The organism is Psychrobacillus sp. FJAT-21963 (assembly GCF_001420585.1).
Classification (GTDB): Bacteria; Bacillota; Bacilli; order Bacillales_A; family Planococcaceae; genus Psychrobacillus.
The window spans coordinates 123707-145540 of record NZ_LJIY01000006.1; the positions used below are offsets into that span (position 1 = coordinate 123707).

General features: G+C 35.0%; 26 protein-coding genes. 22 read left to right on the forward strand and 4 right to left on the reverse strand.

All coding sequences use genetic code 11. From position 1 onward, the window contains the following. Positions 1-5 precede the first annotated feature (5 nt). From mltG to mtnN, 8 genes are all read left to right on the forward strand, one after another. Entirely contained in the window at positions 6-1124 is a 1119-nt protein-coding gene (gene mltG / locus AN959_RS14165) for an endolytic transglycosylase MltG (protein ID WP_056831604.1), read from the forward strand. A gap of 115 nt (positions 1125-1239) precedes the next feature. Then, positions 1240-1875, forward strand: a complete 636-nt coding sequence (locus tag AN959_RS14170) for an O-methyltransferase (RefSeq protein ID WP_053588806.1) — start codon at positions 1240-1242, stop codon at positions 1873-1875. Positions 1876-1879: 4 nt separating this feature from the next. Beyond that, the gene (locus tag AN959_RS14175) at positions 1880-2809 is read left to right on the forward strand and encodes a peptidase U32 family protein (protein ID WP_056831606.1); all 930 of its coding nucleotides are present in this window, start codon (positions 1880-1882) and stop codon (positions 2807-2809) included. Positions 2810-2826: 17 nt separating this feature from the next. Then, on the forward strand, positions 2827-4101 hold the full coding sequence (locus AN959_RS14180) for a U32 family peptidase (protein ID WP_056831608.1): 1275 nt from the start codon (positions 2827-2829) through the stop codon (positions 4099-4101). Next, entirely contained in the window at positions 4101-4739 is a 639-nt protein-coding gene (gene udk, locus AN959_RS14185; RefSeq protein WP_053588809.1) for a uridine kinase, read from the forward strand. The genes AN959_RS14180 and udk overlap by 1 nt, the downstream gene beginning before the upstream one ends. 112 nt (positions 4740-4851) lie before the next feature. Further along, positions 4852-5325, forward strand: a complete 474-nt coding sequence (greA, locus tag AN959_RS14190) for a transcription elongation factor GreA (RefSeq protein ID WP_053588810.1) — start codon at positions 4852-4854, stop codon at positions 5323-5325. Between the two features lie 162 nt (positions 5326-5487). Beyond that, entirely contained in the window at positions 5488-6162 is a 675-nt protein-coding gene (locus tag AN959_RS14195; RefSeq protein WP_056831610.1) for a YrrS family protein, read from the forward strand. 389 nt (positions 6163-6551) lie between these two features. After that, the gene (mtnN, locus tag AN959_RS14200) at positions 6552-7244 is read left to right on the forward strand and encodes a 5'-methylthioadenosine/S-adenosylhomocysteine nucleosidase (RefSeq protein ID WP_056831612.1); all 693 of its coding nucleotides are present in this window, start codon (positions 6552-6554) and stop codon (positions 7242-7244) included. 196 nt (positions 7245-7440) lie between these two features. Here mtnN and sigK read toward each other — a convergent pair whose 3' ends face one another. Further along, the gene (sigK, locus tag AN959_RS14205) at positions 7441-8169 is read right to left on the reverse strand and encodes an RNA polymerase sporulation sigma factor SigK (RefSeq protein ID WP_053592077.1); all 729 of its coding nucleotides are present in this window, start codon (positions 8167-8169) and stop codon (positions 7441-7443) included. A gap of 148 nt (positions 8170-8317) precedes the next feature. Further along, positions 8318-8857 (reverse strand): CDP-diacylglycerol--serine O-phosphatidyltransferase, encoded by a 540-nt coding sequence (gene pssA / locus AN959_RS14210; protein ID WP_053588813.1) that lies wholly within the window; start codon positions 8855-8857, stop codon positions 8318-8320. Between the two features lie 87 nt (positions 8858-8944). Here pssA and AN959_RS14215 point away from each other — a divergent pair, with 87 nt between their 5' ends. The 12 genes from AN959_RS14215 to AN959_RS14270 all read left to right on the forward strand — a co-directional run bounded on the left by AN959_RS14215 (position 8945) and on the right by AN959_RS14270 (position 18351). Then, positions 8945-9727: a phosphatidylserine decarboxylase gene (locus tag AN959_RS14215; RefSeq protein ID WP_056831614.1), complete on the forward strand. Its 783-nt coding sequence runs from the start codon at positions 8945-8947 to the stop codon at positions 9725-9727. 37 nt (positions 9728-9764) lie between these two features. Beyond that, positions 9765-10286, forward strand: coding sequence for a YqeG family HAD IIIA-type phosphatase (locus AN959_RS14220; protein ID WP_056831616.1), 522 nt, complete (start codon positions 9765-9767; stop codon positions 10284-10286). Next, positions 10283-11386, forward strand: coding sequence for a ribosome biogenesis GTPase YqeH (gene yqeH, locus AN959_RS14225; protein ID WP_056831618.1), 1104 nt, complete (start codon positions 10283-10285; stop codon positions 11384-11386). Before AN959_RS14220 ends, yqeH begins: the two co-directional genes overlap by 4 nt. 13 nt (positions 11387-11399) lie before the next feature. Beyond that, positions 11400-12230, forward strand: coding sequence for a shikimate dehydrogenase (gene aroE / locus AN959_RS14230; protein ID WP_056831620.1), 831 nt, complete (start codon positions 11400-11402; stop codon positions 12228-12230). Then, the gene (gene yhbY, locus AN959_RS14235) at positions 12217-12522 is read left to right on the forward strand and encodes a ribosome assembly RNA-binding protein YhbY (protein ID WP_053588818.1); all 306 of its coding nucleotides are present in this window, start codon (positions 12217-12219) and stop codon (positions 12520-12522) included. Before aroE ends, yhbY begins: the two co-directional genes overlap by 14 nt. Beyond that, the gene (locus tag AN959_RS14240; protein WP_056831622.1) at positions 12519-13094 is read left to right on the forward strand and encodes a nicotinate-nucleotide adenylyltransferase; all 576 of its coding nucleotides are present in this window, start codon (positions 12519-12521) and stop codon (positions 13092-13094) included. The genes yhbY and AN959_RS14240 overlap by 4 nt, the downstream gene beginning before the upstream one ends. Continuing rightward, positions 13081-13647, forward strand: a complete 567-nt coding sequence (yqeK, locus tag AN959_RS14245; RefSeq protein WP_056831624.1) for a bis(5'-nucleosyl)-tetraphosphatase (symmetrical) YqeK — start codon at positions 13081-13083, stop codon at positions 13645-13647. Before AN959_RS14240 ends, yqeK begins: the two co-directional genes overlap by 14 nt. A 4-nt stretch (positions 13648-13651) precedes the next feature. Continuing rightward, complete coding sequence (rsfS, locus tag AN959_RS14250; protein WP_053588821.1) at positions 13652-14002, forward strand: ribosome silencing factor; 351 nt, start codon at positions 13652-13654, stop codon at positions 14000-14002. Then, the gene (locus AN959_RS14255) at positions 14002-14739 is read left to right on the forward strand and encodes a class I SAM-dependent methyltransferase (protein WP_056831626.1); all 738 of its coding nucleotides are present in this window, start codon (positions 14002-14004) and stop codon (positions 14737-14739) included. Before rsfS ends, AN959_RS14255 begins: the two co-directional genes overlap by 1 nt. Before the next feature lie 71 nt (positions 14740-14810). Then, positions 14811-15431, forward strand: coding sequence for a helix-hairpin-helix domain-containing protein (locus tag AN959_RS14260; RefSeq protein WP_056831628.1), 621 nt, complete (start codon positions 14811-14813; stop codon positions 15429-15431). Positions 15432-15505: 74 nt separating this feature from the next. After that, positions 15506-16069, forward strand: a complete 564-nt coding sequence (locus tag AN959_RS14265; protein WP_053588824.1) for a ComE operon protein 2 — start codon at positions 15506-15508, stop codon at positions 16067-16069. Positions 16070-16209: 140 nt separating this feature from the next. Beyond that, complete coding sequence (locus AN959_RS14270; RefSeq protein WP_056832093.1) at positions 16210-18351, forward strand: DNA internalization-related competence protein ComEC/Rec2; 2142 nt, start codon at positions 16210-16212, stop codon at positions 18349-18351. A 695-nt stretch (positions 18352-19046) separates the two neighbouring features. Here AN959_RS14270 and AN959_RS20765 read toward each other — a convergent pair. Further along, entirely contained in the window at positions 19047-19181 is a 135-nt protein-coding gene (locus AN959_RS20765) for a YqzM family protein (RefSeq protein WP_082355158.1), read from the reverse strand. A gap of 155 nt (positions 19182-19336) precedes the next feature. Between AN959_RS20765 and holA the strand changes: the two genes are divergently transcribed. Beyond that, on the forward strand, positions 19337-20341 hold the full coding sequence (gene holA / locus AN959_RS14275) for a DNA polymerase III subunit delta (protein WP_056831629.1): 1005 nt from the start codon (positions 19337-19339) through the stop codon (positions 20339-20341). Positions 20342-20382: 41 nt separating this feature from the next. Here holA and rpsT read toward each other — a convergent pair whose 3' ends face one another. Continuing rightward, positions 20383-20631, reverse strand: a complete 249-nt coding sequence (gene rpsT / locus AN959_RS14280) for a 30S ribosomal protein S20 (RefSeq protein ID WP_053588826.1) — start codon at positions 20629-20631, stop codon at positions 20383-20385. A gap of 161 nt (positions 20632-20792) precedes the next feature. On the opposite strand from rpsT, the gene gpr reads away from it, so the two are divergent. Then, positions 20793-21809, forward strand: a complete 1017-nt coding sequence (gene gpr, locus AN959_RS14285) for a GPR endopeptidase (RefSeq protein WP_053588827.1) — start codon at positions 20793-20795, stop codon at positions 21807-21809. Positions 21810-21834 lie beyond the last annotated feature (25 nt).

The window sequence follows — 21834 nt, forward strand, 5'->3', positions numbered from 1 at the left end:
AACCCGTGGATAATGAATCAAAAAAAGAGGTAATGTTAGAAAGAATGAAAAACAAGAAAAAAGAAGTAAAAGTTGTTAGAAAAATTGTATTCATAATCGCACTAATCATTCTATTAATTGGTGGGATTGGGGGGTTTATAACGTATAAATATGTAAAAAATGCGTTGGAACCTTTAGATCCAAATTCAGAAGAGACCATTAGTGTTCAAATACCAATTGGCTCGGGACTAGATTCAATTTCTTCTATATTAGAGAAGAGCGGTATAATTAAGGATGCTAAAATATTTAAATACTATGCGAAGTTTAATAATGAATCTAATTTTCAAGCAGGTGATTATAGTTTAACAAAGGCTATGACATTAGATGAGATAATACAAAGTTTAAAAACTGGTAAAGTTTATCGTGAACCAGTATTTACTCTGACAGTTCCTGAAGGATTAACATTAGACCAAATAGGTGCTGTTGTAGAAAAGAAAACAGGACAACCTGCAGATGACTTTGTTAAATTAGTAACAAGTGAAGAATTTGTTGATAGAATGATTGTTAAGTATCCAAATCTTTTAACTGAAGAAATTAAGGGTGAAAATGTTCGATATGCTCTTGAAGGTTATTTATTCCCTGCTACATACCCTTTTTATGTTGAAAAACCTACTCTAGAAGAAATTGTAGAAACAATGATTACTGCAACGGATAGTACGATAGCAAACTACTATGAACTTCTAGAAGCTGAAGGGAAATCAGTACACTGGTTATTAACATTCGCTTCTTTGTTAGAAGAAGAAGCAACTGCTAAAACAGATCGTGAAACAATTGCAAGTGTATTCTACAATCGTTTGGAGGCAGAGATGCCTTTGCAAACAGACCCAACTGTTCTATATGCACTTGGCAGTCATAAAGAGCGTGTCCTATTTGAAGATTTAGAAGTGGATAATCCTTACAATACATATCAAAATCAAGGCTTGCCACCGGGACCTATTGCAAATGCAGGGAAATCCTCGATTGATGCTGTATTAGATCCTGCTAAAACGGATTACTTATACTTCTTAGCTGATAAAACGGGCCAAAATCATTTTTCGAAGTCATATGAAGAACATCTTCAAAATGTAGACAAATATTTAAAATAAATAATAGGCAGGAGAAGGAACGATATCGCATTCCTTCTCCTGCTATGTTATTATTAGTTTTGTTTTTTACATAATTAATCATTAACTAATTTTTAATCTAAAGGGGTAGCACTTTATGGACGTAAGTGAAGAATTTTTGAAAGAGCTAATAAAACCTCGTGCAGAAATTTTTTTAGAGATGGAGAAATATGCAAAAGAAAATCACGTTCCTATTATGCAATTAGCAGGTATGGAATCATTAATTCATTTGCTTTCTTTACAAAAACCAAAAACTCTATTAGAACTCGGTACTGCTATAGGCTATTCCTCGATGCGTATTGCAACAAAATTAACTTCCGCAAATATTGTTACGATCGAAAGAGACGTTGACAAAGCAAACTTAGCTAAAAATTATATTGAACGAGGAAAGCTTCAGGATCGTATCGAAGTAATTATCGGGGATGCATTAGAGATTTCAAATGAAATTTTCAAAGAACAGAAATTTGATGCTATTTTTATTGATGCAGCTAAAGGTCAATATAAGAAATTTTTTGAAAAGTACGCTCCATTGTTAAATGATCGTGGGGTTATTTATTGTGATAATTTATTGTTAAATGGTCTGTCCGAATTACCGATGAGTGAAGTACCACGAAGAAAAAGAACGATGGTACGCAATCAACACCATTTCACACAATGGTTAATGAATCATCCAGACTATGACACGGCTTTTCTTCCAGTTGGAGATGGAATGCTAGTAAGTATTAAGAGGTGAGATTATGACTAAGACAGAGCTATTAGTAACTCCAGAAAGTATCGAACATATGAAACATCTTATCGAGGCCGGGGCAGATGCATTTTTAGTAGGTGAGCAATTATTTGGTTTGCGTTTAGCAGGAGAATTTAATTTGAAGAATCTTGAAGTTGCAACTAAACTTGCAAAAGCGCATAATAAAAAAATATATGTAGCGATGAATGGACTTTTTCATAATGATAAAGTAGAACTACTTGCACCATACATGCAAAAACTCCAACAAATCGGGGTAGATGCAATTGTTTTTGGTGATCCAGCTGTTATTATTGCTAGAAGAGAAGCGGGTGTAACTATACCTCTCCATTGGAATACAGAGCAAACAGCAACTAATTACTTCACAGCAAATTACTGGGGAAAACGAGGCGCTTCAAGAGCAGTACTTGCTAGAGAACTTAGTTTGGATGAAGTCATTGAGATTAAAGAAAATGCTGACGTCCAAGTTGAAGTGCAAGTACATGGTATGACCTGCATTTTCCAGTCCAAAAGACCGCTACTTGGTAATTATTTCTTGTTTCAAGACAAAGCAATGGAAATAGAAAATCGCTCGAAGAACAAAAACATGTTTTTACATGACAAGGAACGTTCAAACAAATATCCAATTTTTGAAGATCAAAATGGAACTCATATTTTCAGTCCAAACGATATGTGTATGATTGATGAATTAGACGAACTTTTGGATGCTGAAATTGATAGCTTAAAAATTGATGGGGTATTACATGATCCCTCGTATGTAACCCTTGTTACGAGTTTCTACCGTCAAGCAATTGATGCCTACTATAATTCAAAATCGAGCTATAAGGATATTAAAAAAGATCTATTTAACAATATCAAGGAAATACAACCTGCACTAAGACCATTAGATACTGGATTTTTCTTTAAGGAAACAGTTTATTAAGAAAGGGAAGGTTTCAAATGACTATTACGAATATAGATAAAATTAGTGAACGAATAGATGGTAAACGGGTAATTACAAAAAAACCTGAATTATTAGCTCCTGCTGGTAGCTTAGAAAAACTGAAAATCGCTGTTCATTATGGAGCAGACGCTGTATTCATAGGTGGTCAAGAGTTTGGTCTTCGTTCCAATGCTGGGAACTTTTCCATTGAGGAAATGCGTGAAGGCGTGGAGTTTGCTAATCGATATGGGGCTAAAATCTATGTGACAACCAATATTTTTGCTCATAATGAAAACATGGATGGCTTAGTAGAATATTTACAAGCTGTGGAAGCGGCAGGTGTAACTGGTATCATTGTGGCGGATCCGCTCATAATTGAAACCTGTAGAAAGAATGCTCCCAAATTAGAACTACATTTAAGTACTCAACAATCTTTATCTAACTGGAAAGCAGTCCAATATTGGAAGGAAGAAGGATTAAATCGCGTTGTGCTTGCCCGTGAGACAAGTGGTGATGAAATTCAGTTGATGAAAGAAAAGGTGGATATTGAAATTGAAACATTTATCCACGGAGCCATGTGTATTGCCTATAGCGGAAGATGTACCCTTTCTAATCATATGACTGCTCGAGATTCTAACCGAGGGGGTTGTTGTCAATCCTGCCGTTGGGATTATGATTTATATGCACAGGAAAATGGTGAAGAACAGGCTTTGTTTAACGATAATGACGTTCCTTTTGCTATGAGTCCGAAGGATTTAAAGCTTGTTGAATCTATTCCTAGAATGATTGAGATGGGGATTGATTCATTAAAAATTGAAGGACGCATGAAATCCATACACTATATAGCAACAGTCGTTAGTGTGTATAGAAAAGTGATTGATGCTTATTGTGCTGACCCTGAAAACTTCCAAATGAAGCAAGAATGGTTAGAAGAACTAGAAAAGTGTGCTAATCGAGAAACGGATACAGCATTCTTTGAAGGAGAGCCTGGTTTTAAACAACAGATGTATGGGGTACACGATAAAAAATTAGGGTTTGATTTTGTAGGACTAGTTTTAGATTATAACGATGAAACGCAAATGGTAACATTACAACAGCGTAATTATTTCAAGTCTGGCGAGGAAGTAGAGTTTTTCGGACCAGAAATTGAAAATGTTCGTATTGTTATAAGTGAGATAAAAAATAGTAAAGGACAAGTATTGGATGCTGCACGACATCCTTTAGAAGTTGTTCAATTTACATGTCCTATAAAATTATATCCAAATAATATGATGAGAAAAGGGATGAAATAATGTCTAATAGAACCCCTCTTATTATTGGGATTGCTGGTGGATCAGGTTCTGGTAAAACAAGTGTTACTAACGCGATTAGTGAAGTATTTAAAGATCATTCAGTAGTAGTAATCGAGCAAGATTATTATTATAAAGATCAAAGTCATTTAAAGTTTGAAGAGCGATTGAACACCAATTATGATCATCCTTTAGCATTCGATAATGATTTACTTATTGAACATGTGAGTAATTTATTGAATAATAAAGCAATAGAAAAGCCAGTGTATGATTATGCACAACATACTCGATCTACAAAAACAATTACAATCGAGCCTAAAGATGTAATAATTCTAGAAGGAATATTAGTATTAGAAGATGAGCGTCTTCGAGATCTAATGGATATTAAATTGTTCGTTGATACTGACTCGGATTTACGAATAATCCGTCGAATACTTCGGGATATAAACGAAAGAGGTCGTACGGTTGATTCTGTAGTAGAGCAATATATTAACGTTGTCCGTCCTATGCATAATCAGTTTATCGAACCGACAAAAAGATATGCGGATGTAATTATTCCTGAAGGCGGACAAAATGAAGTTGCAATTGATTTAATGGTTACAAAAATAAAAACTATTCTTGAAACAGATGTTATTGTATAATATGATGATTGTGGATTGACAATTATTTCATGAAATTCATATCATTATCAATCTCAACATATGAATGGTACATGAATATGTTTTAAGTGTGTATTTAAAGGAGTGTATGGGAGTGTCAACAGAGAAACAATATCCAATGACCGTTGCTGGTAAAAAGAAATTAGAAGAAGAACTAGAACTATTAAAAACGGTTAAACGTAAAGAAGTAGTAGAACGTATTAAAATTGCCAGAAGTTTTGGTGATTTATCGGAGAACTCTGAGTATGATTCTGCAAAAGAAGATCAAGCGTTTGTGGAAGGAAGAATTTCAACAATCGAATCAATGATCAGAAATGCAGTAATTATTGAAGAAGAACAAAATAATGACGTTGTAACGCTAGGGAAAACAGTAACATTTATTGAAATTCCTGATGGCGATGAGGAAACTTATACAATCGTAGGTTCAGCTGAAGCAGATCCTCTAGAAGGACTTATTTCAAATGATTCTCCAATTGCAAAAGGACTACTTGGTAAATCAACTGGAGATAAAGTTAAAATTGTAACTCCAGGTGGAGAAATGGACGTAGAAATTATCTCAATTTCTTAATATGAAATAGTTTATTCAATCTAAAGAGGTTATAAAACGCTTACATTTGGTTGAGATTAGAGGAGGTAAACAAACTTGTTTACCTCTTATTTAATTTAATCGAAACTAATCGAGTTTTTTAGCGTCTAATACAACTATAATAATCTATAGAGGTGAGATAAGATGTCAGAGAACAATAGAAGAGCGAACTCTAGATTTAATAGAAAGAAAAAAGCTAATAGAATTTTAAATATATTAATTGGTATTGTCTTGCTTTTAATCATCGTAGTCGTTGTAAATATAGTAAGTGATGACACGGATACAACGAAGGAAGAAAAAAATACGGAAGTATCTGAAGAAACGATGAATGATGAAGAAAGCGGATCAACGGAAGCAGACGAGAACGAAACAGAAACTGACCAAAATAATACAACAGAAACCGTAGAAACGGAAGATAAATCCGAATCAAATGAAGAGACACAATCAGAAGAGAATGAAGAAACCAATACAGAAGAAAATACAGAAGTCATAACAGAGACTTCTAACGATCCGAATGTCGAAAGTGTAATAATTGATCCGAGCTGGAAACCTATTGGTACTTCACAAACAGGTGAACACACGTCAAGCTATGATACCAAGTCAGTAGATTGGGCAGAGAAAGTTCAAGCTTTATCGTATGGAGCAGGTTTGGACCCTTCTAATATGTATGTGAAGTTTTTAGGTAATGGCGGTAGTCCTCAAAAATCTATCGGTACTGTAACTTCAAAGGATGGTAACGAAATCTATCGAATTTCATTGGAATGGATCGATGGGGAAGGTTGGAAACCAACTAAAAAAGAAATTCTTAAGTCACTATAAAACCCCTTTTAAGAAGGGTTGCAGACTGTAGACAAGCTCAATTTTGGTGCATAGAGTTGTATGTTAAATTCGGCAAGGGCCCCCACTTCGCTTTCCGTGGGCTTGGCCTCAGCCTCCTCGTCACTGCAAAGACACTGGCCAAATAAAGTTCGGCCAGTGTCTTTCCTACGGGATCTTCTGTTCAAGCTTTTCCCACAGGAGCATTGTTTTTTTGCGACGAGCTTTGCGCAGGAGCAAGGGAAGCGGCTGAAGCCATTCCTGTTGAACGCGTCCGCCCGAAACGGAAATTAGCGGGTCCAAAATAAAAATCAAGTTAAGACGCCTCTTGACGTAAGAGGCGTCTTAACTTATTTTTAAATAAGTGCTTTTTTAGAGAGGTGGAAAATAAAATGAAAATAGCTATAATAGGTGCAATGGAACAGGAAGTAGAATTGTTAAGAAATGAAATAGAAAATGCTCAAACGGAGATTATTGCAAATAGTGAGTTTACGGTTGGTACGTATAAAGATCAAGAAGTAATTTTATTGAAAAGTGGAATTGGAAAAGTGAATGCAGCAATGACCACTACGATTTTGTTAAACCAATTTAAACCGGATTATGTGATTAATACTGGTTCTGCAGGAGGGTATGATCCCGATTTAGAAGTTGGAGCTATTGTGATTTCTAATGAAGTACGTCATCATGATGTAGATGTTACTGCTTTTGGTTATGAAATTGGTCAGGTTCCTCAGCTTCCACCGGCATTTAAGGCTGATACTCACCTAATGCAACTAGCAGAAGAAGCTGTAAAAGAGATTGGTGAACATCAAGCAGCGACTGGATTAATAGCAACTGGTGATATTTTTATGCACAACCCTGAAAAGGTAGAGATTGTTCGTCAGAATTTCCCTCAAATGAAGGCCTGTGAAATGGAAGCAGCGGCTGTTGCTCAAGTATGTCACCAATTCAATGTTCCATTTGTGGTTATCCGTGCTTTATCTGATATTGCAGGAAAAGAGTCTTCTATTAGTTTTGACGAATTTTTACCGGTAGCAGCAAAACATTCGACAGAAATAGTTTTGAATGTTATTGAAAAACTTTAAAACTTCATGAAATTGACAACTTATAAATGAAAAAATTAGTTATATTTACTTATTCTTATGGTATGATGAAAGCATAATAAACGATTTCATTATGCATTAGGAGGAGATAATATGATTTTTCTGATGGCCATGTCTATTTTGATTACTGCAGTTTTAAGTTTTATTATGATTTCGGAGACTAGCGAAGATTAATCCTCTAAGCTCTTTTGGTGTTAGTAGCATCAAGAGAGTTTTTTTCATGGATATAGGACTGATATAGTTTGACTAGTGCACGTTTTTCTATTCGAGAAACGTAACTCCTAGAAATTTTTAATTGTTTTGAAATTTCTTTTTGTGTCATTGGAAGATGACCTAATAATCCGTAACGTCGAACAATTATTTCTAACTCTCTTTTCTCCAAATTGCCTAGGTGCTTGTAAAGTCGACTCATGTCTTCCTGATCAACAAGTTGTTCATCTGTGCTTTTTTCTATTCCTTGTAGTAAATCGGTAATTTCAAGAGAATGTCCGTCTTTATCCATACCAATCGGTTCATGTAAGGACACATCTTTCTGAACTTTTTTTAAAGAACGTAAATACATAAGAATTTCATTTTCAATGCATCTAGCCGCATAAGTGGCTAGCTTTGTTTTTTTTGTTGGTGTATAGCTATTTACTGCCTTCATCAACCCAATAGTTCCAATTGAAATATAATCATCTAAAAGCTCATGTTTTGGGTGGAATTTTTTTACGACATGTGCGACTAATCGCATGTTTCGTTCTATTAGTTCATCTCTAGCAGATAGATCTCCTGCTAAAAATCGTTCTATCATCACTTTTTCTTCTTCAGGTGTGAAAGGTTGATGGAATGCCTGACCTTTTAGATAACCGAGAACTAGAGGAAGTTCAACGACCATGCTTATAAAAGCAGTGAAAAGACCAGAGATAGTGTTCACCTCCATCTGTTGATAAGTTTAGTATATGTCGAATTAAGCCAAAATATGAAAAGATACGCCATAGCATGTCTCTATCACACAATAGGTGCTCATTGTTTTAACATAAAAAAAAAACGACTGCAAATGCAGGCGCTTAATTTCATACTTTTCTTAAAGTAAACGTGCTAATCATTAATAATGCTAGAATGATAAATAAAAACATATAAGAGACGGAAGGGATATAATTAATAGCAAAATAGGACAAAGTTAGAATTACTCCTGCTACTGTTATTGGAAGCCCTGTAAAATATCCGTTGGACTCTGAAATATTAAAGCGTGCTAATCTAAAAGCACCACATGCTATATAAATAACTGTAATAACCATTCCAACAACACTAAATTCCTGTAAAACCAATGAATAAATGAGTAGTGCTGGAGCGACTCCAAAAGATATAATATCACTCATTGAATCCAACTGCCTGCCTAATTCAGATTCAAGTTGAAGTTTTCTTGCTACCATACCATCAAACCGATCCAATAAACCGGCTACAAATATAAATAAAACACTATATGTGTATAGTTCATTCATTGTTGCCATAATTGCTGCTCCACCAAAAGCAAGATTACCAATGGTAATCATGTTTGCTGCATGTGATTTCAATTTTTTTACTGTATTTGTCATAACGTCTTGTAAATACATTGCAAATCACTCCTTTACAAATAATATATTTGTTCATTATACTTCGGATAAGAAAAAATTGTAAGAGTTTTTCAAAGGGAGACAAAAATGAAAGAGAAAATATACCAATCGATGATTGAGTTAACAAATGGAAAATGGTCTTCGGTCATCCTTAAAGGGTTTGCCCAATCCAAACTTAGTAAAAGGCTCATACCATCTTATATTAAATATTTTAATATATCAATTCAAGAAATAACTAGTAAGATGGATGATTTTTCTTCATTACATGATTTTTTTATTCGTCATGTGAAGGATGAATCTAGACCTATCATGAGCACTGAAAATGCGATTATAAGCCCTGTTGACGCTACAGTAGAAAAAATAGGAGATATAACAGCTGATGGAGTATTCCATGTTAAAGGAAAAACTTATTCTCTTCACAATATGTTAGGAACAGAGAAAATAGCAGAAGAGTATGTGAATGGAAAATATATTGTATTATATTTGAGTCCGGCAGAATATCATCGTATCCATGCGCCTGTAAATGGGAAAGTACTTCGCCAGTATGTTCTTGGAAAAAAATCATACCCAGTAAACAAGTGGGGACTTATGTATGGCAAAAATACAATTAGCGGAAACTATCGTTTACTAACTGAGTTAGAAATGCCAAATAATAAAAAATGTTTTTTTATTAAAGTAGGGGCTATGTTTGTGAATTCAATTGAATTGACAAATAAAACTAAAGAATGGTCAAAGGGAGAAGAAGTGGGATATTTTTCTTTTGGTTCTACGGTTGTAATGTTCTTTTCAGAAGAAAGTATTGAATTTGCAACGACGATTCGTGAAGGTCATTTTATACGAATGGGTGAGTTAGTAGCAAATATGCTATAATCGATAAAGAAAATGCATCGAATTGGAGTGTTCGTAGTTGTATCAAAATTTTATACCGAGTGAATTTGTAAGAAGCGTCTTCCATATTAAGCCTGAGTTGCTAAAGGAAAAGGGTATTAGAGGCATAATTACAGATTTAGATAACACATTAGTAGAATGGGATCGTCCAGATGCTACACCTAAACTAATTGAATGGTTTGCAAGCATGAAGGCTGCTGGTATTCAAGTGACAATTGTATCTAATAATAATGAGCTGCGAGTTCAATCTTTCGCGGATCCGCTTGGAATTCCCTTTATATATAAAGCAAGAAAACCATTTGGGAAAGCTTTTCAGCTAGCATTGAAAATAATGTCTGTAAAAAAAGAAGAAGTAGTAGTTATAGGCGATCAACTATTAACGGACGTATTTGGTGGAAACAGACAAAAGCTACATACTATATTAGTTATTCCTGTAGCAAAATCGGATGGTTTCTTTACGAAATTTAACCGTTTAGTGGAGCGAAGAATTTTTCGTTATTTGGATAAAAAAGGACAAGTTACATGGGAGGAAGAAGAGTGACAGAAACACCAAAATGTATCGGTTGTGGTACAACTATTCAAACAGAAAACATTGGGGATCCTGGTTATGCACCTGCATCTTCGTTAGAAAAAGATTTTATCATTTGTCAGCGTTGTTTTCGTCTAAAAAACTACAATGAATTACAGCCAGTTTCTTTGACGGATGATGATTTTTTAAAAATATTAAACGGTCTGGGTAAACAAAAAGGATTAATCGTTAAAATAGTAGACATATTTGATTTTAATGGTAGCTGGCTTCCAGGATTACATCGCTTTGTAGGAAATAATCCAATTCTATTAATAGCAAACAAAGCTGATTTGCTACCTAAATCAGTAAAGAAAAATAAAGTGATAAATTGGATGAAGCAAGAATCGAAGAAGTTGGGACTTTCTCCAATCGATGTACTTTTTGTTAGTGCGCATAAAGGGACTGGAATGACCGAAGCAATCGAAGCAATTGAACATTACCGTAAAGGGGAAAATGTATATGTTGTCGGTTGTACAAATGTTGGGAAGTCAACCTTTATAAACAGAATCATTAAACATGCAACGGGTGAAGATGCAGTTATTACAACTTCTCATTTTCCTGGGACTACACTGGATATGATAGAGATTCCTTTAGACGATTCAAAAGCTTTATTTGATACGCCCGGGATTATTAATCACCACCAGATGGCGCATTATTTAGATCCGACTGAGCTTAAATTTATTACTCCTAAGAAAGAAATAAAACCGAAAGTATTCCAATTGAATAGTGAACAAACATTATTTTTAGGTGGCTTATCTCGTTTTGATTTTATTAAGGGTGATAGATCTGCTTTTACATGTCATATTGCTAATGATATTCCGATACATCGTACAAAATTGGAAAATGCGGATAATTTATATAAAGAGCATAAAGGAAAGTTATTGTCTCCTCCATCCGAGCAATTTGCGGACAAGCTACCTCCATTGGTAAGACATGAATTTAAAATCAAGGATGCGAAAACAGATATTGTTTTTTCTGGTTTAGGATGGATAACGGTACAACATGGCGACGCTATTGTAGCGGCCCATGCTCCAGCTGGTGTAGAAGTTTCAATCCGTCCATCGCTTATTTAGGAGTGTAAACACAATGAAAAAATGGTTTGCAGTTATAGGGAATCCTATTTCTCACTCTCTATCCCCATTTATGCATGAAAAATGGCTTAGCGAGCTGGAGATAGACGCTTCTTATATACCTATTCATGTCGAAGAAGACAACTTAGAAGAAGCAATAATGGGGCTAAAGCTTCTTGGTTGTAGTGGATGGAATGTGACAGTTCCTTATAAGGAAGCGATTATTCCATTTCTAGATGATATTGATGAATCTGCAAAGGGTATAGGAGCGGTTAACACTGTAGTGAAAACAAAAGATAATCGATTTATTGGTTATAATACAGATGGTTTTGGATTTATTAAATCACTTGGTCCCATTAATTTGGAGGACAACATTTTAATTATTGGTGCTGGAGGGGCTGCTAGAGGTATTGTAAATGCATTTAAACAAGGTGGATTTACTAATATTACAATAGCGAACAGAACAGCTAAGAATGCAGAAAAAATGATCCATGACTTACAAATTGGTCATTTCATCACCTTAAACGAAGCGGAAGCACAATTGAATTCATTTGATATAGTTGTACAAACAACTCCGCAAGGGATGAAAAATCAAGCAAATACATTACCAATACAACTAAATAAATTAAAAGAGCATGCAATTGTTGCGGATATTGTATATAATCCTTTAGTTACTCCTTTTTTAGAGGAAGCAACAAAATATAACGCTAGAACTATTAATGGGTTAGGAATGCTCGTACATCAGGGTGCAATCGCGTTCTCTTATTGGAATGGTGTATATCCAAAGTCAGAAGATATGATAGATCGTTTAACAGAAAATTTAGGAGGAAATTATGTTAACAGGTAAACAAAAAAGATTTTTACGAAGTGAAGCACACCATTTATCACCTATTTTCCAAGTAGGAAAAGGCGGAGTAAATGAGGCAATGATAAAACAAATCGGGGAAGCACTAGAAGTTCGCGAATTGATTAAAATTAGTATTTTACAAAACTGTGAAGACGAAAAGCATGAAGTAGCAGAAGCACTAGCAAAAGGTGCAAATGCAGAATTAGTGCAATTAATCGGCTTAACAGTTGTATTATACAAACCTTCTAAGAACAATAAGCGAATCGAGCTTCCAAAAGCGAGTCGTGCATGAGTAAAAAAGTAGGTATTTTAGGTGGTACCTTTAATCCTCCACATATGGGTCATTTAATCATTGCGAACGAAGTGTTACATGCGTTGAACTTAGATGAAATACGTTTCATGCCAAATGCTACCCCACCACATAAAAAGAAAGATGAACACGTTTCAGAAGCTAATCGACTGAAGATGGTAAAACTAGCAATAAAGGATATGCCAAAAATGAATGTAGAAACAATTGAATTAGAACGTGGTGGTACTTCCTATACGTTTGATACAATGGAGCTTTTGCAAGAAAGGGAGCCATCGACTACATTCTTTTTCATTATTGGTGGAGATCAAGTTGAATATTTACCGAAATGGCACCGTGTAGAAGAGTTAGTAAAAAAAGTGCAAATTGTAGGAGTACCTAGACCAAATACTACATTTGAAACTGCATATCCTATTATTAAATTGGATATCCCACAAATCGAATTATCTTCCACGATTGTAAGGAATCGTCTACAGAATGGAAAAACAACAAAGTTTCTCCTTCCAGAATCTGTTAAAGATTTCGTTCAAAGGGAGAAGTTATATGAAGAACGTTGATCTACTAGAAAAGATTAAAGATCGTATGCCTCCTAAACGTTTTGAACATACAAAAGGTGTAGCTAAAACGGCAATACATTTAGCAGAAAAATACGGGGAAGATAAAGAAAAAGCAGAAATAGCTGGGATCTTACACGACGTAGTAAAATTTGCGGATAAAGATTGGTTGAAACAGAATATCTTAACTGAACATCTGGACCCGATGCTATTAACGTTTCATCATGAACTATGGCATGGTCCTGTTGGAAGTATCGTAGCGAAAAAAGAATTTTTTATTGAAGACGAAGACATACTTCATGCTATACGCTTTCATACTACGGGTAGAGCAGGTATGTCCAATTTGGAAAAAATTATTTATATAGCAGATATGATTGAACCAAGTCGAAGTTTCCCAGGCATTGAAGTCTTACGTGATAAGGCAGAAATTGATTTAGAAGATGCCATGATCAGTTGTGTGACACATAGTATAAAATTTTTAATTGAAAAAAAACAACCGGTTTATCCGGATTCATTTCATTGTTACAATGATTTGTTAAATAGAAAGGAAAAGTGAAGGAATGAATTCTTCAAAATTACTAGAAATTGCTTATAAAGCAGCAGACGACAAACGTGCAGATGATATTGTCGTACTGAATATGCAAGGGATATCTTTACTTGCAGATTATTTTTTGATTTGCCACGCAAGTTCTGATCGTCAAGTCCAAGCAATTGCAAAAGAACTTTCAGAACAAGCAGCTGTAGCTGGGTTTAATGTAAAACGTTTAGAAGGTTTTGATGAAGCACGTTGGATTTTAGTTGATATGGGAGACGTTGTTGCCCATGTGTTCCATAAAGATGAGCGTACTTATTACAATTTAGAGCGTCTTTGGGGAGATGCACCATTGATTGAAGTAGGGCTTGATGCATAATGGCTATGTACGATCAGTTTGCATTTATATATGATCGATTGATGTCAGATATACCTTATGCAAAGTATGCGGAATGGGTGCAAACAAAAGCACCCCATTCTGCAGGGAAAAAACTGGTTGATATTGGATGTGGTACAGGAGTATTAAGCGTCCAATTTGCAAAAGCAGGATATGATGTAATTGGTGTAGATTTGTCAGAATCGATGCTGACAGTTGCTCAAAATCGTAGTTTGGATAATAATGTCCAAGTCTCGTTTATTTGTCAGTCTATGTCTGAAATGGATGGTTTCGAAGGTATAGATGTTGCAGTGATCGCTATTGATTCTATAAATTATTTAGAGAAACTGGATGAAGTGAAACAAACTTTTCAATATATTTACCACTCCTTGGTAGAAGGTGGACAACTATTTTTCGATGTCCATTCACTATTCAAAATGGATGAAATATATCCGAATGGCCCATTTACATATGAGGATGAGCAAGTGGCATATATTTGGAATACTGAAATTGGCGAAGAGAGTCATTCTATTTATCATGATATTACATTTTTTGTTCGTGACGAGGCTGGTTATTACGAACGATTTGAAGAGTCACATTACCAACGAACCTTTCCAGTTGAAACATATATAAACCTATTAAAAGAAATTGGTTTTTCTTCCATTTCTAACTCCACTTCTATATTTGGAGAACAATCTCAAGATGAGATTGAAAGATTCTTTATCCACGCTGTAAAATAAGTCTTTCATTTAAGAGGTAAATTTAGTATAGTTTGGGTAACTCCATATAATTTACCTCTTCCTATGAGAGGATGATATTTCTGGTACTTTCTATTTTTCAGAAAAACAAGAAAAAACTGTTGCTCCCAACTTCAGTTGCATTAGCATTCCTTTTTTTTATCATTCAATCCCACTTTAACTCCGCTAATTCCACAGCGGATTCAATTCAACCTATCCCTATAAATGAAGCAATTCAACCACAAGAATCACCCATTGAGTTCTTAGAGGACAATCGAATATTTGTCGAAGTAAAAGGAGCAGTCAATATGCCTGGTGTATATGAACTAGCCCCTGAGGATCGCGTATTAAATGCAATTGAGCTTGCAGGAGGTTATTTGCCAACAAGTGATAGTAAAGGTATTAATCATGCGCAAAAAGTAGAAGACGAGATGGTTATCTATGTTCCGATAGAAGGCGAAGAAGTAGAATCTCTCTTGAGTTCTTCTGGTGAATCCTCTAACCTTGTAAACATAAATACAGCAGAGATAGCTTTACTCACTACGTTACCAGGTATAGGACCAGCAAAAGCAGAAGCGATAATAGCTTATCGAAATGAACAAGGAATCTTTAAAGAAACCGCAGATTTAATGAAGGTAACCGGTATCGGTACTAAAACGTTTGAAAAATTAGAGTCTTTAATAACTATAAAGTAAATATTTGTGTTGTTGACGTGTGATTGGACAAACTACTAAACTAGAGGAAGTATTAATATTTAGGAGGTAGTTATATGGAGCGTATTACATGGGACCAATTTTTCATGGCACAAAGCCATTTACTTGCGTTAAGAAGTACATGTACACGGTTAGGAGTAGGAGCAACAATTGTTCGAGATCGTCGAATTATGGCTGGAGGCTATAATGGGTCAATCTCCGGAGGAGACCATTGTATCGATCACGGTTGTTATGTAGTCGACAATCATTGTGTTCGGACTATTCATGCAGAGATGAATGCTCTTTTGCAATGTTCTAAGTATGGTATTTCGGTGAATGGGGCAGATTTATATGTTACTCATTTTCCTTGCCTACCTTGTACGAAATCTATCATTCAGGCTGGAGTTTCTCGTCTTTACTATGCACAGGATTATAAAAATAACCAATATGCAGTAGAGCTTCTGGAGCAATCCGGTGTACAAATCATCCATGTGCCATTTGATGATCGAAAAATCGATTTCTTAAGTGATGAAAAAGTTGAATTATACATGGAACTTCTTACAAAACTTCGTGAGAAAGGAGCGAGTAAAGAAGAATTGGTACCTTATGAAACGAAGGTGGCAGAGTTATTCGGTCTTTAAATATTAAAGGAAATATTATTTATATAGCCTTATCAGTAGTTGTTGCTTCCATAGCAGCGTATGAATCGATAAGGCTTTTGTTTTTATTAGTACTGATCGTATTTTGGCTACTATATAAAGGAAAACATATATTGTTTATTGTGCTGGTTGTCGTTTTTGGTAGTTCTTCCTACATGTACTTTATTTTCAGCATTCCAGAACCATCTGAAAATGTTACTGTGAATAAAATTACCTGGACAGATAGTTACAGGATCAACGGTAGCTATTTACGAGGATTTGCCATTGGAGATGATCAACAAAAGTGGTATGTTCAATTAAAAATTAAATCAGAACAACAAAAAAACGTATTCTTAAACGAGTCGATTGCTGGTAAAAGTTTTCTAATTGAGTCGCAAGAAATTTTAAAAGCCCCTTTATCTCATATGTATGCTTTTGATATGGAAGCATATATAAAAAGTAATGGAGCTGTCGGACAAATAGAGGTACAGAAATATCAGCTTGTAGGAAATGAGAAAAGCTTTGTCAGTTTTATGGCGGAAAAAAGATTTGATATGAAACAACATATTCAGTCGACATTTCCATCCTCATTACAATCTGAAGCGGAAGCATTGCTAATCGGAAGTCGTGAACAAATGCCAACAGATTTACAAGTGGCCTATCAAACCTTGGGTATAACACATCTTTTTGCAATCTCAGGACTTCATGTTGCACTAATAACCCTCATTTTGTACGAACTACTTATTCGCATTGGAGTTAGAAAAGAATCAGCAAGTTGGCTGTTAATTTTAGTGCTTCCTATTTATGCATTGTTAGCTGGAGGAGCACCATCTGTATGGAGATCTGTTTCCGTTACTGAAATAGTATTACTAAGTATGGCATATAGGAATAAAATTGCTATGGAGGATGCTTTTTCGCTAAGTATTATCGGATTTGTATTCATTAGCCCTTGGATTGTATATCAAATTGGTTTCCAATTATCATACTTAGCTGCTTTTTCACTAATCTATTCTTCTGTACTTTTAAATAGTAGCTCCTCTTATTTAAAGCAATCATTCATGATTACATCTGTATGTCAATTAATCGTTTATCCTATTCTACTTTATCATTTTTACGAAGTATCGATATCTTCCTTTTTAGCAAATCTCCTTTTTGTACCTTTATTTTCTTTTCTCATTCTACCAATAAATATCTTCCTCTTATTTTTAACCTATCTCTCAACTTCTATTAGTGGGTTTATGTTTTCAATGTACGAGCCTATTCGTGTTAAGTTGGAAACATTCATCTTATATATTGGTCATCTGCCATTTCAATTATGGAATCCAATGAAGCCTTTACTACCAATCGTGTTTTTTGCTTATTTAACTGTGTTTTTCTTTTTTGTTTGCTTGGAAAAGAGAAAGAGAATTATTATTGGAACAATTACACTACTTATTCCGATAGTTTTTATGCATATCAAACCATATTTGAATTCGTCCACATGGATTAGCTTTCTTAATGTTGGACAAGGGGATTGTATTATTATTGAAATGCCCTACAGAAAAGAAGTGATCATGATTGACACAGGTGGACTGTTAAGGTTCGAACAGGATTCCTGGAAAGAGACTAATGAAAAATATGAGGTTGGGAGACAAATTGTTGTACCTTTTTTAAAAGGGAGAGGAATAACAAAGATTGACACTCTCGTTATAACACATGCAGATGCAGATCACATGGAAGGTGCTGAGGAAGTCTTAGAAGAAATAAAAATAGAGCAAGTTCATATTACCCCTGATTCCACTCAAAAAGAAGTGATGAAGGATTTAATAAAGGAAATAAGGAAACAAAATATACTTGTGCTTGAAAAGATTGCAGGTGATCACATAGAGTCTAAATATTTTCAACTTCAATATATTTATCCGTTTGATAATATGTATGAGGGAAATAATGACTCACTCGTATTGTCTATGAAAAATGCCTATTTTCATGGATTGTTTATGGGTGATTTAGAGAAGGAGGGGGAAGAGGAGCTGATTACAAGCTATGCAAGCGCAATTAAACAGCTTACTTTATTAAAATTAGGACATCATGGAAGCAAAACATCTAGTATTGAATCTTTCTTAGAGCTGACTGAACCTGACATCTCCATAATCTCAGCTGGATATAATAATCGTTATGGACATCCCCATCCAGAAGTTGTGGAGAGATTAAACAGGTTAAATCTACCTTATTTACAAACTGGAAAGGATGGGACGATTCAAGTAGAAATAAAAAAGAATGGAGATATAATGATTTCTACACCATAAAAGAAAAAGAGTTTTGTTAAATAAGTCCCTAAATGAAAGACGGCGACTCTCTTGAAGGAAAACGAGACAGTCACAGCCCCGCACGTAGCTTAGCAAGGCACTGAAAAAGTCTATAGAATTTGACTTTACTAAATAATGACGTCCAATAAATAAGAAAATTGTTGAAACGGCTCCCTTTCCGCGGGCGTTGCCTTAGCCTCCTAGGCCAACACGATGTTGGTCATGCAATCGTTGCCGCAGGATGCGGCGAACTTAGATTGCCTTCTCCTCAATGCGGGGTCTTCGGCAAACGCTATTCCCGCAGGAGTGTCGCCTTTTTCAACAATTTTCTATAAATACTAATTTATAAATTTAAGATATGAAAACATGCTCTATTAATGGTATGACGTTTTTCTAATTGAAAAGCGGATAATAGTTGATTAGAGTGGAAGGCGGCGACTCCAGCCGGAATAGCAAATGTTTTCTGCACCGAAAGCGAAGCGGCAGGTGCATGAACTGAAGACCCTGGACTGAGCGTAGCGAAATTAATTTTTGCGACGAGCTTTGCGCAGGAGCGAGGGAAGCGGCTGAAGCCATGCCGGCGGAAAGCGTCCGCCTGGAAAGAAAATCTATCGCACTTTTTAATAGAAGTAAGAAGAAAGAGGCTGCCCTTAGAAGTCATTTTTTATGACTTGCAGGACAGCCCCTTCTCTGTTTTATCGAGCGATAAACTCAATAATTACTGCGATAGCGAACATTATTGTAAAAAATCCAAAGGAGACTACGAAACCTACGCCTGAGTCGATAGCGTCGTTACGTTTCGACTGTACATTTTGTTCAAACTGATTCATTGATACCCCTCCTATTTCCACCTAATTATAAAGTATTATATATAAAAAATCTACATGGAAACGGTCAATTTTCTATTCACTACTATAATGTCACAAATTATTCATTTATTCTACTGTATAATAAGATTATTAAAGTTAAACAAGGGGATTTATAAATGATTTCAGAAAAATGGATGCAAATAGCAAATAATAAAATAGCAGATGTTTATTTATTATATGGAACGGAAGCCTATTTTATCGAAGAAACATTAAAAAAACTTAAGAGACAATTAAGTGAAAGTGGAGAAGTAGAAGTTATAAATTTTGATCTGGAAGAAAACAATATAGAAGAAGTTATTTATGAAGCAGATACAATTCCTTTTTTCTCTGATCGTAAATTAGTAATTGCAAAAAATGCCTTCTTTTTGAAAGCTGCTGAAAAAGGGAAAGAGAAAATTGTCCATGATACAGTAGTATTAGAAAAATGGGTTCAAAGTCCATCTCCAACTTCAGTTACGGTTTTTATTGCGCCTTATGAAAAACTTGATGAAAGAAAAAAAATAACAAAAGCGATGAAACAACATGCTGAAGTAATTGAAGCTTCTAGTTTACAAGCTCATGACTTAAAAGGTTGGATTTTGCATGAGGTTTCTAATCTTGGGAAAACAATCTCCGATGAGGCAGTAGAAGGTTTAATAGAAATCGGAGGAACAAATTTAGTTCATTTACAAACAGAATTAATGAAAATTACGACTTACTTAGGGGAACAGGAAGAAATTGATATTAATACGGTGAAGTTGCTTCTCGTTAGAACATTAGAACAAGATGTTTTTTCTTTAGGAAATGCCTATTTAACGGGAAACAAAGGGGAAGCAATCGAAATATATCATGACTTATTAAAACGAAAAGAAGACCCACTTAAGCTAAATGCTTTAATAGCGACTCAGGTACGTTTAATGATACAGGTAGGACACTTAAAGAAAAGAGGATATCATGCACAACAAATTGCAAATCAACTAAAAGTACACCCTTATCGAGTGAAGTTATTATTTGATAATCCTAATCTACAAAATGAAAAAAAATTGCTTTCAACTTTAAATGATCTTGCAACAGTGGACTTGCAACTAAAAACATTAAATATTAATCGAGATAGAATTTTAGAAATGTTTTTGATGAAATAAAAAAGAAAGACTGGCCGATGAATCGGATCCAGTCTTTTTACTTACGCTTTTTTCATTAATTGAGCTTTCTTGCGAGTAGCTGCGTTTTTATGAATTAAACCTTTAGAAGCTGCTTTTTCAACTTGTTGAATTGCAGTTTTAATAAGTTCTTTTGCGTTTTCGTCGTTATTAAGTGCAGCAGTGTCAGCTTTTTTTACAGCAGTACGCATAGCTGATTTTGCTTTTGCATTTTGAGCGTTTAACGTCTCGTTTTTCTTAACACGTTTAATAGCAGATTTAATATTTGGCATACCTTTCACCTCCTAATAAGGTCTGAGATGATACTTTTATGTGTTGAAAACTGTCTAATACAACAAGCATTATTTTAACAAACGAAAAAACAAATTGCAATATATAAATGCAAAGAATATTTACTTGACACATCGTACAAACTATTTAGGAGGTGATTTATATGTGGGGAAGAACAGATCTTTTAGATGAAACGGAAGAAATGGTACAACACAAAACGAAAACTCAAAAAGAGACATTAAGTAATTCAGAAGGAATAAAGTTTGACGAAAGTCGAAGCGGCGCAGTCTTAATAACTTCAATAGAAGTAAATGAACAAGGTGAGAAAAAAATAGGTAAGAAAAAAGGTAAATATATTACGCTTACAGATCTGACGGTGAATCCAGAAGTTGAGGAAAGTTTCGAAGCCTTGGAAAAAATGTTCTTAGAGAAGCTTGACGAGATGCATCAAGGATTAAATTTATCAAATTCTTCTAAAGTGTTAATAATTGGACTAGGAAATTCTACAATAACTCCAGATGCTATTGGACCAAAGGCAATTGAATACTTACAAGGTTCCTCTCTATCCCAAAAATCAGAAAACGTAAAGGTAGTAATGTATGCTCCAGGAGTTACTGGTCAGACAGGTTTTGAGACAAGTGACTTTATAGAAGCTATTAGCAAAGCATTTCAGCCGGATTTGATAATTGTGATAGATGCACTTGCAGCAAGAAATAGTGAACGACTTTGCAAAACGATTCAGCTGACGAATACAGGTATTCATCCTGGATCGGGAGTCGGTAATCAACGAAAAGAAGTATCAGAAGAAGTTTATGGTGTTCCTGTAACTGCAATTGGGATACCAATGGTGGTCGATGGTCCAGTCTTATATGCAGATGCGATGGAAAATGTTATACATTATATTGCATCTAAAGTAGAGGAAAAAAGTAGACCTTCCTCAGCACTTGCTGTTACCCCTATGGTGTCTAGCAAAAAATCGACTCTTGATAAAACGGTTTTACAACCGATATTTGGAGAATGGGTGACATGGTCAACGGATGAAAAAAGAAAATTGTTTGAAGAAGTGTTCGTAGGAAAAAATTCTTCTTTATTTGTGACTCCGAAAGAGACGGACGCATGGGTTGAGCAGTACGCTTATTTATTATCTAATGGAATTGAAAATTGGATTTCAAGCAGATAATTAGCGCGACTTTTATTCTTAAGGA

What these genes read in the sequence shown, in the direction of transcription:
- AN959_RS14170 (WP_053588806.1), top strand. Translation starts at nt 1,240, where the DNA reads ATGGACGTAAGTGAAGAATTTTTGAAAGAGCTAATAAAACCTCGTGCA.
- AN959_RS14175 (WP_056831606.1), top strand. Translation starts at nt 1,880, where the DNA reads ATGACTAAGACAGAGCTATTAGTAACTCCAGAAAGTATCGAACATATG.
- AN959_RS14180 (WP_056831608.1), top strand. Translation starts at nt 2,827, where the DNA reads ATGACTATTACGAATATAGATAAAATTAGTGAACGAATAGATGGTAAA.
- udk (WP_053588809.1), top strand. Translation starts at nt 4,101, where the DNA reads ATGTCTAATAGAACCCCTCTTATTATTGGGATTGCTGGTGGATCAGGT.
- AN959_RS14195 (WP_056831610.1), top strand. Translation starts at nt 5,488, where the DNA reads ATGTCAGAGAACAATAGAAGAGCGAACTCTAGATTTAATAGAAAGAAA.
- mtnN (WP_056831612.1), top strand. Translation starts at nt 6,552, where the DNA reads ATGAAAATAGCTATAATAGGTGCAATGGAACAGGAAGTAGAATTGTTA.
- pssA (WP_053588813.1), bottom strand. Translation starts at nt 8,857, where the DNA reads ATGTATTTACAAGACGTTATGACAAATACAGTAAAAAAATTGAAATCA.
- AN959_RS14215 (WP_056831614.1), top strand. Translation starts at nt 8,945, where the DNA reads ATGAAAGAGAAAATATACCAATCGATGATTGAGTTAACAAATGGAAAA.
- aroE (WP_056831620.1), top strand. Translation starts at nt 11,400, where the DNA reads ATGAAAAAATGGTTTGCAGTTATAGGGAATCCTATTTCTCACTCTCTA.
- yhbY (WP_053588818.1), top strand. Translation starts at nt 12,217, where the DNA reads ATGTTAACAGGTAAACAAAAAAGATTTTTACGAAGTGAAGCACACCAT.
- AN959_RS14240 (WP_056831622.1), top strand. Translation starts at nt 12,519, where the DNA reads ATGAGTAAAAAAGTAGGTATTTTAGGTGGTACCTTTAATCCTCCACAT.
- yqeK (WP_056831624.1), top strand. Translation starts at nt 13,081, where the DNA reads ATGAAGAACGTTGATCTACTAGAAAAGATTAAAGATCGTATGCCTCCT.
- rsfS (WP_053588821.1), top strand. Translation starts at nt 13,652, where the DNA reads ATGAATTCTTCAAAATTACTAGAAATTGCTTATAAAGCAGCAGACGAC.
- AN959_RS14255 (WP_056831626.1), top strand. Translation starts at nt 14,002, where the DNA reads ATGGCTATGTACGATCAGTTTGCATTTATATATGATCGATTGATGTCA.
- AN959_RS14260 (WP_056831628.1), top strand. Translation starts at nt 14,811, where the DNA reads ATGATATTTCTGGTACTTTCTATTTTTCAGAAAAACAAGAAAAAACTG.
- AN959_RS14265 (WP_053588824.1), top strand. Translation starts at nt 15,506, where the DNA reads ATGGAGCGTATTACATGGGACCAATTTTTCATGGCACAAAGCCATTTA.
- AN959_RS20765 (WP_082355158.1), bottom strand. Translation starts at nt 19,181, where the DNA reads ATGAATCAGTTTGAACAAAATGTACAGTCGAAACGTAACGACGCTATC.
- holA (WP_056831629.1), top strand. Translation starts at nt 19,337, where the DNA reads ATGATTTCAGAAAAATGGATGCAAATAGCAAATAATAAAATAGCAGAT.
- rpsT (WP_053588826.1), bottom strand. Translation starts at nt 20,631, where the DNA reads ATGCCAAATATTAAATCTGCTATTAAACGTGTTAAGAAAAACGAGACG.
- gpr (WP_053588827.1), top strand. Translation starts at nt 20,793, where the DNA reads ATGTGGGGAAGAACAGATCTTTTAGATGAAACGGAAGAAATGGTACAA.